The sequence below is a fragment of the Staphylococcus sp. KUGN1 genome, from assembly GCF_045984185.1.
Lineage (GTDB): Bacteria > Bacillota > Bacilli > Staphylococcales > Staphylococcaceae > Staphylococcus > Staphylococcus warneri_A.
The window spans coordinates 31,943-44,710 of record NZ_JBJQIL010000003.1 but is presented as its reverse complement, the minus strand read 5'-3'; the positions used below and the strand labels follow the sequence as shown (position 1 = coordinate 44,710).

Sequence of the window (12,768 nt, the reverse complement as noted above, 5' to 3'; positions counted from 1 at the left end):
TTTAGTAGTTGATAACTAGGCGGAAAATTTATTTAACATATTCGAAGAGCGTTGATACCCAATATGTGTGATTCACTTACAGTTTATGTAATAGTTGATTATGGCGGGGCTTTTTAACAACTCACATTATATAGCCCAAACAATCGTATCAAATAACTGTTGCTATTCTAAAAAATCATGGTATTATAATCATAACTTCAAACACTTTCGTATAAATTCATACGTTTATGTATGAGTTCGGCGAGAGTGTTTTTTTATTAATAAGGTTTGTTATCACGTGCTTTAAAATCAAGAAAGAAAATATGAGGTATTTGAATTATGGGCGAAAAACAATGGATTACACCCAGATCATTTTTATTTAATATATTAAATGGATTAGCGATAGCAATCGTTGTAGGTATGCTTCCTAACGCGATTTTAGGAGACTTGAGTAAATACTTAAGTCAGTATAATGAGATATTTTCAAAAATAGCAGTTGTAGTACAAGGCATTCAATATACGATTCCCATATTAACGGGTGTCTTAATTGCGATACAGTTTAATTTAACACAATTACAAACAGCTGTGGTTGGTGCAGCAACATTTGTCGGTTCTGGTGCAACGACAATTACAAATCACCAATGGGTCATTATAGGTATTGGAGATTTAATTAATACCATGATTACCGGAGCGATTGCAGTAGGTATTATTTTAATCATCGGAGATCGTGCAGGTAGTTTAAATATGATTATCTTACCCATCGTTGCCGGTGGTATTCCTGGCCTCTTAGGATTATTATTACTGCCGTATACCAAATTGATAACAGTGGGGATAGGTAATGTTGTTAATAGCTTAACAAATACACAACCTATCATTATGACAATTCTAATATCAGTGATATTCTCTATTCTTATTGTGTCACCGATATCTGCGATTGGAATTGGTATTGCCATTGGTATTTCAGGGCTCGCAGCAGGTTCAGCAGCTATAGGTGTCTCTGCTAGTGCTATTATGCTAGCGCTAGGGGCATGGCGTGTTAACAAAGTAGGTGTTCCGATTTCAGTGTTACTTGGTGCCGTTAAATTAATGATGCCTAATACCATTCGACATCCTATTATATTTTTACCAATTACTTGTACCGCTGCAGTATCAGGACTCGTAGGCGGGTTGCTTAATATTAAAGGTACACCTGATTCGGCTGGGTTTGGTTTAATTGGATTAGTAGGCCCAATTAAGTCATTAAACTTATTAGGTACTAGTATGGGTAGTGGCTTGCTATTGGTTGCGATAACTTATGTCATCGTACCAATCATATCAGCTATCTTTTTCAATTATCTATTTGTGAAAATATTGAAACTCTATAAAACAGATGTATTTATTTTTAAATAACTTTATATAAGCTAAAGGCAATTTCTATGATTGAGATAGAAGTTGCCTTTTTTCTATATAAAATGACTATTTCAAATATATTTTAGGGTATAGTTTTATTAAGAAATAAATAATCATAAAAATGAATTCATAAATAGTTTAAAAGTTCAGTCTGATTAGAACATTATTAATCGTAGTTACTAAATTAATGAGAGGAGAAATATGATGGAAATTAATTTAGAACACCCAGTGTATAAAGTTCAAGTTTCAATGAAATTACTTACATCTCAAGGCGTGCCCGGGACACTATATTTACTAAAAGACATGATTTATTTTGAAGCAGATGGATTACTGAAAGGTTCAGAGATTAAAAACGAATTTCACTTTAATGAAATAAAGAGTTTGAAATTTGGTTTATCATTTAGTCCGTATAGAATAGTAATAACCGAAAACAATAATGAAAATTGGATATTTGATTACGTGTCACGTAAAGAAGGTAAAAAATTTGTAGAATTATATGAGGCTATCAAAGAAAGTAACTCATAGATAACGCGCAATAGTAAAAATGCCAATTCACCTTTAATGATAGGTGGATTGGCATTTGTTTTATATGATGACTTTCTACAACTCACACTACTAATCAGTCACTTTTTCGTTTCTTATAGCCTCGTTTTTCCAACATATATATCAATATATGACCATTTTTTATTTATAAATGAAAACATTTTAAGTTATAAGAAATATTTATACATAACTTTAAAAAATATATAGTAAGTTGTTACAAAATAAGATAATATAAAATCAATAGACTTAAATTTATAAAAAGTAGTACAACCAAATGGTTTGTTGTCAGGTTCCAATGAAGTAGGTCAGAATGATAAATTTTGTCAACATTACGGTACCGATTTAACTGTGATAGAGACTATTATGTAGGTATTTTAATAGTTTATAACAATATGAAAAGGAATTTGGAAGAAAAAACGGGGGAAAACGATGAAAATATTTTTGTCTATCTTAGCATGTGTATGCTTAGTTATTATAATCTTGGCGACTGGTTTATGGGGATATTCTTCTTATAAAAATATCGTAACTAAAGAGAAAGAAATGCATAAAACAGAACATAAAGAATCAAAAAAGAAAACAACTAAAGAAAATAATAAACAAACACCTGAAGATACAATGCAAAATAATCAAAATACTGTTAATCAACCAGTAAGCCAACCTCAACAGCCTGTAACAAATATAGCGGATACTCAACCTAAAACAGAAAGAAAAATCGATGAAAAGGAAGAACATTCTGACGAAACGATGCCTGAAATAGAGGTTTATGACTATACGGATGATAACGGAGATGGTAAACCAGAAACGATTAATGGTAGTCCAGCTGGGGATGTTGGCCAAGGTGGCGTCCCAGGAGAAACCGTTCATTAGATGAAGAATTTATATAGTTTCAAGAATAAAAGTAAATCATTAAATATATCTTTAAAATAGAATAATAACCCCTTCTATATTGACTATTTGTTTAAATATAGAAGGGGTCTTAATTTTTATAAATGTTTATTGATCAGTCTCTTTTTCGTTTCTTACAGCATCGTTCAATAGGTTATCCCAGAAGCCTTGGAATTGCCCGATTGAGATGCCGTTTTCATCTTTTTGTGTTCCGACAAAGTCGCCATGGTCCCAATCGTGTTGGACAGGTGTGACTTGCCATACGCCTTTTTGAATTTGATCTGTAGCATCGACATATTTTTGATTAGATGGATGTTGTGCCGAAACTACTGATACTAGACCGTCATTTTCTCGCCAAGCTTTATCGTCTAATTTACCAATTACATTGGTAGTTGGTAAATATTTAATATTCATATGATTATTACGATGATGGATACCGTTTTTATCTGGGTCAGATGATTCGCCAGTATATGTTTTATAAACTATATTTGGGTTGAGTGACGTATGATTATTCAACTCTTGTGCACCTTCAGTTGTTAAATCATAGAATCCATTATCTTTTGTCTTCCATAAGTTACTATTTTCAACGCGTTTTACATAGTCTATATAAGTTTCATCAGGTCTCTGTTTTAATCCCCATTGAGTTAAACCAAGATCGGCACGAGAGAATTTATTACCTTGTGATTTCGCAAAATCATAAACAGCTTGTCTCACAATTGCCTCATTACCTAGTAAATCAGAGGCGTGTGTGCCGTTATGAGGTGACGCTAACGTAGTAATGGAAGAAATCATGTTATCTTGTCCACCTTTATATAATGGTGAAATGTCACCACCATGTAGCTTTTGATATTCGATTTCTTCAGGATTTCCATTACGTAATATTTCTTCTAATAAACGAACGGTTTGTCCACCCATACTATGGCCAATTAAATGGATTTTCTGGCCGGGTTTCCAATCTCTATAGGCACCTGCATAAGATTTGCCATAACGTTCATGACCATATTTAGCTGCATGTGCCGCACCATAATCTACAGTGCCACCTTTGATATAGTAGTACAATTCAACCGCACGATCATAGTTACTACCTAATGCACTTACACTAGCTTCACTCACGTTATAACCTTTTGCACGTGCTTCTTGTGTGATGTTAAGACGTTCGCCACCCCAATAATTACTATCTCCTAAACCAGGTCCATTATCAGCTGTAAAACCATTAAATCCATGAACAAGTATAATAGGGTCATGATTTTTATATTGTTGTTGAGGCGCTACCTTATTCGTCTGATCTTTAGTAGGTTGAGTAGCCTGTGCTTTGGATTTGTTGTTATGTATGGCTACCGCATTTTTAGTTAATGTATTTAGACCATCTTTAGATTGATCATCGTCATTATCTGCAGGTGTACTATCTTTAGTCGCTTGTTTATCTAGGTTATCTAAATTGATATGGCTCTCAGTCGATGTTGTTTGATCTTGTTTAGATGAATCTAGTGAATGAACTGGCATCTCTTGTGAAGCACTAGCATCTTTAGCTGTAATATGTTGTGTTGTAGATGGATGTTGTGCTGATGAGGACTTTGAAGGTGTTACATTGACATCTTTATGTGAGTCAGTCTGCGGGACCTCTTGTGTACCTTGGTTCTCTAAAGATGAATCTTCTTGTGATACATGTTTATTTTTTTGAGCATTATCCTCAACAGGTTCTTTAGAAGACTGTTCTTGTTTATCTGCTTTAGATGTTATATTTGACTTTGATGGTACAAGTTTTGAATCTTCATTAGGTTTAGATGTTTCATCAATATCTTGCTTTGTATTGTTAGGTTCTTGTTTGCTTGGAGTTGATTTGTCATTTGAAGCTGGTGTCTCATTTGAGTCGACTTCAGGAGATTGTTCTGAATTGTCTTGAGATGACGTTTGAACTGTATCATTTGTCTTTGTAGTTTCATGTGAAACGTCATTAGTTTTATGATTAATATGTTTAGAATTTTGGATTGTTTGATTAGTTGATGTATCCTGCATGTTGTCAGTGTCTTGATTTGATGTTTGTGTCGAATTAGACTTAGGACGTTCAACATTCGTATTATTTGTATCAGAATCTTTCGCTTTTGTAGATTCTAAAGATTGTTGTTGCGTTTGATCAGAGTTAGATGATTCAGTTGTTTCTTTAACATTTTGTATAGTAGTTTGATCTTGTGGTTCAGTTTCTGCTGCTTGTGCAGATTCCACTCCAACAAATAACATAGATGCAACGATGATGGAAGATGCACCTACACTTAACTTACGAATACTATAAGAATTCTTTCTGTTTTTCATGTTATTAGCACCTCTATCTGTTAAATCTGGATTATGAGCAACATTTAAAAATGAAATGCCGACAGATTAACAACGTACTTCAGAAAATCCGACGACACCCCCATCATAAATTAAGATTATGAACGTAATATAAATTTCTCTTTACAACTTCTTAAAGTTCCATCAAACAAAGGTACGTGTGAGCAACAATACACTTTACTTATTGTACAGGTTTTTGTACAATTTCATTAAAAGGAGGTACAGATTATGGCAATAGTATCGTACTCAATAGCTAGAAAAAATTTTAGAAGTTTAATAGATAAAGTTAACAACGATTCAGATGCGGTGACTATAACAACTAATGATAGCAATGCTGTATTGATTTCGGAGTCAGATTACAATGCGATGATGGAGACATTATACCTCCAACAATCCCCTGCTAATGCCCAACACTTGGCTAAATCTATAGAAGATGCTGAGCGTGGAAATACAATAGAGGTAGATTTAGAATCATATGAGTAGATTAAATATTTTATTTACACCTGATGCATTTGAAGATTATAAATATTGGCAAATTCTTGATAAAAAATTATTAAAAAAGATTAACCATTTGATAAAATGTATAAATCGTAATGGCCCACTCGAAGGTGAAGGAAAACCTGAAGCTTTGAAAGGTAATTTTAAAGGATATTATAGTAGAAGAATCAATTTTGAACATAGGTTAGTTTATAAAGTACATGATTCAGAAATCATTATTGTTTCTTGTAAATATCATTATTTTAAATAATTTACTATGGTCTCTAAGCAACAGATTGATATATTTGAGTTCAAGGGAGAGAGACAGAAATAATATTTTCTTAAAATTTATTTCGTTGTCCCACCCCGGCAAGGTTGACTAGAAATGAAAAAGCTTGGTACAAGCACATTTTCATTTCAGTCAACTACTGCCTAAATATGAATGTAACTTGAAATATATATTTATGTCCTAGACTGTTTTAATATGGATGTGTAATGATCCAATCTATTTCCCATACGAATTACATATTTCCTCATAAACCATGTTATGATAAAATATTTTAAAGCGCTTACATTTTTCTAAAAATTAAAACGATTTGGTATTTTAGTATTTTGTAATCAAATGCAATATCGTCGTTTCACTATTTAAAAGGGGATGTTAATCATGCAAGGGGATAGTATGTGGTTAACGATTGTTGGTTTAGCAATTATTATTTCAATTGTAGGATTGCTAATTGCTAAGAAGATTAGTCCGGTTGTGGGTATGACATTGATTCCATGTATCGGTGCTTTAATTTTAGGCTATAGTGTTGCCGATTTGGTGAAGTTCTTTGATAAAGGGTTAGCGCAAGTGATGAACGTTGTCATTATGTTCATTTTTGCGATTATTTTCTTTGGTATTATGAACGATAGTGGTCTGTTTAAACCACTTGTGAAGCGGTTGTTACTGATGACACGTGGTAATGTAGTCGTCGTTTGTATTATGACGGCATTACTTGGAACGATTGCACAACTCGATGGCGCAGGTGCGGTAACGTTTTTATTATGTATTCCCGCCTTATTACCATTATATAAAGCATTAAATATGAGTCGCTATTTACTCATTTTACTACTAGCGCTCAGTGCAGCAGTGATGAATATGGTGCCTTGGGGTGGTCCAATGGCGCGTGTCGCAACCGTATTAAAAGCTAAAAGTGTCAATGAATTATGGTATGGTTTAATACCAATTCAAATAATTGGTTTTATTCTCGTTATGTTACTTGCAGTGTATTTAGGTTTTAGAGAAAAGAAACGTATTCAAAAAGGGATCGCAAAGGGAGAAATTGAACAAACTCAAGATATTGATATACATAAACTTGTTGCACATTATGAACATGAACAAGATATTAAGTTTCCAGTAAGAGGTCGTGCTAGAGAGCATGGGTCTATTAAGTGGATTAATACATTGTTAACTTTATTAGTTATGGTTGCAATGTTAACGAATATCGCTCCGCCAGAATTCGCATTTATGATAGGTGTCTCTATTGCTTTAATCATTAACTATAAGAGTGTAGATGAACAAATGGATCGCTTAAAAGCACATGCACCTAATGCATTAATGATGGCTGTTGTCATTGTAGGAGCAGGGATGTTCTTAGGTATTCTCGATGAGACGGGTATGCTTAAAGCAATCTCTACAAGTTTCATTCATATTATTCCGCAACCAGTCGGACCGTATATTCACATTATTGTAGGTATCTTTGGTGTACCACTTGATTTATTAACAAGTACGGACGCCTACTATTTCGCATTGTTACCTATTGTTAAACAAACAGCCGCTGAGTTTGGTGTATCACAAGTGTCTACTGCTTATTCAATGGTGATTGGTAATATTATAGGTACTTTCGTAAGTCCATTTGCGCCAGCAGTATGGCTTGCACTTGGTTTAGCCGAAGCCAACATGGGCACATATATTAAATATGCCTTCTTCTGGGTATGGGGCTTTGCTATTGTATTGTTACTTATTGCAATGTTAATAGGTACAGTAGCCTTTTAACTACAGGGAAGTGTTAAGGCAGTCTAAAAAATAAGCGTAGTACAGAACATGATGGTTAAGTACTACGCTTGATTTATATGGTCATTGATATATTATGAATAAAATGCGTCAAAGACTTGATCGATATCTTTAGCTGCGTCTTTGATAATATCTTCTTTAGGTAAAATGGATGTACCTTGTGCACGTGCAATGTAGAATTCATCAAAGCCCATAACTTCTTTGAACATTTCTCTTAAGTAATGGTATGAGAATTCAAGAGGTGTCAAGAGGTGTATAACGATCTTCATTGGTATAAATACCACCACTTGCTTGTAATAGTAATGCTTTATAATCATCTGTCATTAGTCCAACTGAGCCATCGTCTGTATATTTAAATGTTTCTCTAGGAATCATAATATTATCGATGTAATCTTTTAAACGAGATGTGATATTGAAGTTGTGTAATGGTGTCAAAATCACAATACGATGATGTGCTTTAAATTGTTGTACTAAAAATGTAGATTTCTCAGCAACTTGTTGCTCTTCTTCAGATAACGGTGTACCCGCGCCAAGTTTATTCCACACGTTTAATAATTGCTCGCTATCAAGACGAGGTAATAAACCTTCATATAAGTTAAGTTCTTCAATCTCTCCATTAGGAAATGCTTCATTATATTTTTCTAAAAACATAGCTTTCATTTGAGCAGTATAAGTACTGTCATTATTAAAATCAGGATGTGCGTTAATAAGTAACGTCTTCATAGTTAAATACTCCTTTGTATGTAATATGACAAGTATACACGGTTACATCATAAATTCCTATTACTATTGACTCTCAAATACATTAAATATAATGGGCAATCTATTCACATTAAAATACACGACATCATTACTTTCGCGTCGTTCAATTTCACACATTTTATTTCAACACACACAAATATTTTCAACAGTTAGGAATAATTTAGCGCCTTTTAAGTAAAATGGTTTGCTAAGCTAACTAAAAATGATACAGTTTTTCGTGGACAATTTTAAGAAAGGAGTAGGGTGTCGTGTCGTGTCGAGTAGTGAAATGACAATAGCAAAACGAAATACGATTGTAGTAGTGATGTTAATCAGTGCATTCGTAGCTATGTTAAATCAAACCATTTTGAATACTGCATTACCGGCGATTATTTCAGGTTTAGGTATTCCTGAAACAACAGCACAATGGTTGATTACAGGATTTATGTTGGTTAACGGTGTTATGATTCCACTTACTGCATTTTTAATGGATAGATATTCCACACGTGGTTTATATATTTTTTCTATGGCTGCCTTTTTAATTGGATCTTTAGTGGCAGCACTTTCCCCAAACTTTAGTATTTTAATGGTGGCTCGTGTGATTCAAGCAATAGGCGCAGGTATCTTATTGCCGCTCATGCAATTTACCGTGTTCACCTTATTCCCAGTAGAAAAACGTGGATTTGCGATGGGACTAACAGGTATTGTCGCACAGTCTGCACCTGCGATTGGACCAACGTTAACGGGATTACTCATTGATGCGTTTAGTTGGAGAATGCCGTTTTACGTCGTCGCAACGATTGCTATTATTGCCTTTGTGATTGGTTACTTCTTCGTTGAAAACCATAGCTCTCCAAAAGATACTGCTTTAGACAAGATTTCTGTTGTATATTCTACCTTTGGTTTCGGCCTCATTTTATTCTCGTTTAGTAGTATCAGTACGTTGGGTATCACGTCACCAGCTGTAATCATTACATTTATTTTAGGTGTAATCGTGATTGCCATCTTTACATTCCGTCAGTTAAATATTGACCATCCATTGTTAAATTTACGTGTCTTTAGAAGTAAGACATTTACCTTATCAGCAGTAGCATCTATGTTGCTATTTATTGGTATCGTTGGCCCTGCATTACTCATTCCTATGTATGTACAAACAGGTTTAGGACTATCAGCGGTATTATCAGGGTTAGTGATTTTACCTGGTGCCGTGTTTAATGCATTTATTTCTGTTTATACAGGTAAGGTATTTGACCGTTTCGGATTACGTGTCCTAGTGATACCTGGCTTCACATTGTTGATTATTATGACGATTCTTCATACATTTTTATCAACAGATACGCCATTTTGGTATGTCGTCGTTATTTATGCGATTCGTATGTTCTCAGTCGGTTTATTAATCATGCCATTGAATACTGCAGGACTTAATGCATTACAATCGGAAGAAATATCTCATGGTACAGCAATTATGAATTCATTACGTATTATCGCTGGGGCAATGGGCACCGCAGTGAGTATTACGATTCTTTCCATTGTATCTAAAAATGATCTAGCGGGTAGTCATACCGGGCAGTCTAAAATTGAAATGATGCGAGCAGCTACGGTGCATGGTGTAGATGCAGCATTTATATTTACAACCATCTTGATTGTGATTGCATTTATTCTATGTTTATTCATCAAAGATAAGACAAAAACTTCTAGAAAATAATAAAATTATAAAGGAGTATTTGACATGAGTGTATTTACAAAAGAGGACCATTTACAAATTTTAAAAGATATCGTAGAAATCAAAACAGTGAATGATAATGAAATAGAAGTAGCAAAATATTTAAAAGATTTATTAGAAAAGCATGGTATCAAAGCAGATATCGATGAAATTAAAGGTCATAACAATCGTGCTAACCTAATTGCTTCCATTGGTGAAGGTCATCCAGTCGTGGCGATTTCAGGACATATGGACGTGGTATCAGAAGGCGATTCTAATAATTGGCAATTCCCACCATTTGAATTAACAGAACAAGATGGCTATTTATATGGCCGTGGTACATCAGATATGAAAGCAGGCCTAGCTGCACTAGTCATTGCGATGATTGAAATTGATCAAAGTGGCGCGTTAAAACAAGGTACTATCAAGTTAATGGCGACAGCTGGAGAAGAAATGCAACAATTAGGTTCAGAACAGTTATATAAAGAAGGCTATATGGATGATGTGGATGCATTAGTCATTGCTGAACCATCCGAATCAGGTATTGTCTATGCGCATAAAGGTTCTATGGATTATCAAATTGTATCTCGCGGACAAGCAGCACACAGTTCTATGCCTGTGGTTGGACAAAATGCGATTAAACCATTACTAGATTTTGTACGAAATATTGATGAGGAATACGAAGACATTAGAAAAGAATTACAGTGTGAACAATTTGATTTCAAACATGTGATTGAGAGAATAAAAGGACGTGTGGGTGACAAAGTTGAGGAAGAAGAAATCGAGCGCGTCATTAATGGATTGGTAATTAACCATACAATTATTCAAGGTGGCAACCAAGTCAATTCTGTACCTGATATGGCAACAACAGACTATAACATTCGTACCGTTCCAGAGTTTAATAATGATCAAGTAAAAGCTTTATTTAAAAAGCATATTGAACAGATTAATAATGAAGGCGGTCAACTGGAAGAAGATATGTACTTAGACTTAGATCCTGTACTTACAACAGGGGAAAATCGTTTAATCGCGCTAGGTCAACAAGTGGCAGCCAATATTTTCAAGAGAGATGTCGTTGCAACACCAACAGTTGGTGTGACTGACGCATCTAATTTACTACGTGATAAAGATGAACATTTCTCATTCTTAATGTTTGGCCCAGGTACAGTACCACATCAAGTCAATGAACATGTGAATAAAGAAACATATCATCAATTCGTTGATTATTATATTGAATTATTAACATCTTATTTAAATGAAGCTTAAATAAACATATATAGGAGTAGCTATTGATTGCGTGATACACGTATGATCAGAGCTACTCCTTTTATACTATGATAATAAGAGTGGCGTAGAAAATAGAATGAGTAAGAGGATATTTAAAACACCTAATAAAATGACAGTTAATTTGTGTTTACATTTTGAAAGTAAGGCTAAATGGATGATTAAAGTCATGAAAATAAGACTAGCGCCTGGCCAATACCAAAACGAGAATGTAGAATTGTTAAATAAATTAGTGAAAAAGGTCGTATAAACGATAAATAAGTTCAATACTGTTAAAATAATTGAAGTGACATATAGTAAGCGGATGTTGGTCATGATGTTTATCCTTTCTAATCATGTTGTTATATTAATATCATATTATATATGGTTAGTACTCAAATTTCAAATCAATTTAATTATTAAATTATATAAAGTGAAGGCAATTTGGCTATAGGAAAATCGAAAGTTTTTCAAAAAAGGAGAGAGATGTATGAATGAACGTAATGAGGTTATCATCAAGTTGCTAGATAGAGCAGATATTAAACCAGGCATGCGTATATTAGATATTGGATGTGCGACTGGGGAAGTCACTCAATTAGTAGCTGAACGCGTTGGATTGCAAGGTGAAGTCATTGGTATTGATATGAATCAAACACTATTGGAAAAAGCAGTTGAAAATAATCAATATGATCACGTGTCTTACCAGCACTATGATATTTATCAATTACCAGAAGCATTAGGCCAATTTGATGTCATTATTGGGAGAAGGGTGCTCATGTATTTACCAGACGTGGCATGGGCGTTACGTATATTAAAGGACTTCTTAAAACCTGAAGGAATATTCTGCTTTCAGGAAAGTGATGCTATCAATGGCGGTACGGGTGCAGATGAACTGCCACTACATCAAACAGCGATACAGTGGATATGGCAAACTGTAGCGCAAGAAGGTGGCGATATTCATATCGGTCAAAAACTATATAATTTGTTGAATGATATAGGTATGAAAGACATTGATTACTTTGCGGAAGCGGTCATTCACACATCCGACGACAATGATTTAGAATGGCTTGTTGGTATTATGCTACCAAGAATGAAGGCACATCATATTGTGGACGAGACCTTCTCAATAGAAACGTTCAAAGAAGAATTAAAAGCAGAGGCACAACATAATCATAGTGCCTTCATAAGAGATATGGCATACGGAATTATAGGGAAAATGAAGTGATAAAGAAGGGAGAGGGACAGAAATAAAATTTTCTTAAAATTTATTTCGTTGTCCCACCCCGGCAAGGTTGACTAGAAATGAAAAAGCTTGGTACATTAGACCGTCTTTGTAATTTATTACTTAGACGGTTTTATGCATGAACTTTAGTTCATGTATACCTCTAAAGCTTAATTTGAACACATG

Annotated in this window: 10 protein-coding genes and 1 pseudogene; 9 read left to right on the top strand and 2 right to left on the bottom strand. The window is 34.2% G+C overall.

Annotation, left to right across the window (positions count from 1 at the left end):
* The first annotated feature begins 318 nt into the window (after window positions 1-318).
* The 3 genes from ACJQQZ_RS08695 (at window position 319) to ACJQQZ_RS08685 (ending at window position 2,778) form a co-directional block, all read left to right on the top strand.
* Window positions 319-1,368, top strand: coding sequence for a PTS sugar transporter subunit IIC (locus tag ACJQQZ_RS08695; RefSeq protein WP_145506240.1), 1,050 nt, complete (start codon window positions 319-321; stop codon window positions 1,366-1,368).
* Window positions 1,369-1,572: 204 nt separating this feature from the next.
* Window positions 1,573-1,893, top strand: a complete 321-nt coding sequence (locus ACJQQZ_RS08690) for a hypothetical protein (RefSeq protein ID WP_206140744.1) — start codon at window positions 1,573-1,575, stop codon at window positions 1,891-1,893.
* Window positions 1,894-2,340: 447 nt separating this feature from the next.
* Window positions 2,341-2,778: a hypothetical protein gene (locus ACJQQZ_RS08685; RefSeq protein WP_145506246.1), complete on the top strand. Its 438-nt coding sequence runs from the start codon at window positions 2,341-2,343 to the stop codon at window positions 2,776-2,778.
* A gap of 126 nt (window positions 2,779-2,904) precedes the next feature.
* Here ACJQQZ_RS08685 and lip read toward each other — a convergent pair whose 3' ends face one another.
* A complete protein-coding gene (lip, locus tag ACJQQZ_RS08680) occupies window positions 2,905-5,106 on the bottom strand; it encodes a YSIRK-targeted triacylglycerol lipase (protein WP_145506248.1) in 2,202 nt (733 codons plus the stop codon).
* Between the two features lie 246 nt (window positions 5,107-5,352).
* Here lip and ACJQQZ_RS08675 point away from each other — a divergent pair, with 246 nt between their 5' ends.
* The 3 genes from ACJQQZ_RS08675 to ACJQQZ_RS08665 all read left to right on the top strand — a co-directional run bounded on the left by ACJQQZ_RS08675 (window position 5,353) and on the right by ACJQQZ_RS08665 (window position 7,636).
* Window positions 5,353-5,607: a type II toxin-antitoxin system Phd/YefM family antitoxin gene (locus ACJQQZ_RS08675; RefSeq protein ID WP_002466398.1), complete on the top strand. Its 255-nt coding sequence runs from the start codon at window positions 5,353-5,355 to the stop codon at window positions 5,605-5,607.
* Complete coding sequence (locus ACJQQZ_RS08670; protein ID WP_107532818.1) at window positions 5,600-5,872, top strand: Txe/YoeB family addiction module toxin; 273 nt, start codon at window positions 5,600-5,602, stop codon at window positions 5,870-5,872. Before ACJQQZ_RS08675 ends, ACJQQZ_RS08670 begins: the two co-directional genes overlap by 8 nt.
* Window positions 5,873-6,265: 393 nt before the next feature.
* Window positions 6,266-7,636, top strand: a complete 1,371-nt coding sequence (locus ACJQQZ_RS08665; RefSeq protein WP_002450206.1) for a CitMHS family transporter — start codon at window positions 6,266-6,268, stop codon at window positions 7,634-7,636.
* A 92-nt stretch (window positions 7,637-7,728) separates the two neighbouring features.
* On the opposite strand, the pseudogene ACJQQZ_RS08660 reads toward ACJQQZ_RS08665, so the two are convergent.
* Window positions 7,729-8,377, bottom strand: a pseudogene (locus tag ACJQQZ_RS08660) (FMN-dependent NADH-azoreductase).
* A 292-nt stretch (window positions 8,378-8,669) separates the two neighbouring features.
* On the opposite strand from ACJQQZ_RS08660, the gene ACJQQZ_RS08655 reads away from it, so the two are divergent.
* From ACJQQZ_RS08655 to ACJQQZ_RS08645, 3 genes are all read left to right on the top strand, one after another.
* On the top strand, window positions 8,670-10,100 hold the full coding sequence (locus tag ACJQQZ_RS08655) for an MDR family MFS transporter (RefSeq protein ID WP_145506251.1): 1,431 nt from the start codon (window positions 8,670-8,672) through the stop codon (window positions 10,098-10,100).
* 24 nt (window positions 10,101-10,124) lie between these two features.
* Window positions 10,125-11,363, top strand: coding sequence for an ArgE/DapE family deacylase (locus ACJQQZ_RS08650; protein WP_145506254.1), 1,239 nt, complete (start codon window positions 10,125-10,127; stop codon window positions 11,361-11,363).
* A gap of 487 nt (window positions 11,364-11,850) precedes the next feature.
* Window positions 11,851-12,585, top strand: a complete 735-nt coding sequence (locus ACJQQZ_RS08645) for a class I SAM-dependent methyltransferase (protein WP_145506257.1) — start codon at window positions 11,851-11,853, stop codon at window positions 12,583-12,585.
* The last annotated feature ends 183 nt before the right edge of the window (window positions 12,586-12,768 follow it).

Coding starts and splice junctions, on each gene's coding strand:
- lip (WP_145506248.1), bottom strand. CDS start 5,106: ATGAAAAACAGAAAGAATTCTTATAGTATTCGTAAGTTAAGTGTAGGT.
- ACJQQZ_RS08650 (WP_145506254.1), top strand. CDS start 10,125: ATGAGTGTATTTACAAAAGAGGACCATTTACAAATTTTAAAAGATATC.
- ACJQQZ_RS08675 (WP_002466398.1), top strand. CDS start 5,353: ATGGCAATAGTATCGTACTCAATAGCTAGAAAAAATTTTAGAAGTTTA.
- ACJQQZ_RS08690 (WP_206140744.1), top strand. CDS start 1,573: ATGGAAATTAATTTAGAACACCCAGTGTATAAAGTTCAAGTTTCAATG.
- ACJQQZ_RS08665 (WP_002450206.1), top strand. CDS start 6,266: ATGCAAGGGGATAGTATGTGGTTAACGATTGTTGGTTTAGCAATTATT.
- ACJQQZ_RS08670 (WP_107532818.1), top strand. CDS start 5,600: ATGAGTAGATTAAATATTTTATTTACACCTGATGCATTTGAAGATTAT.
- ACJQQZ_RS08645 (WP_145506257.1), top strand. CDS start 11,851: ATGAATGAACGTAATGAGGTTATCATCAAGTTGCTAGATAGAGCAGAT.
- ACJQQZ_RS08695 (WP_145506240.1), top strand. CDS start 319: ATGGGCGAAAAACAATGGATTACACCCAGATCATTTTTATTTAATATA.
- ACJQQZ_RS08685 (WP_145506246.1), top strand. CDS start 2,341: ATGAAAATATTTTTGTCTATCTTAGCATGTGTATGCTTAGTTATTATA.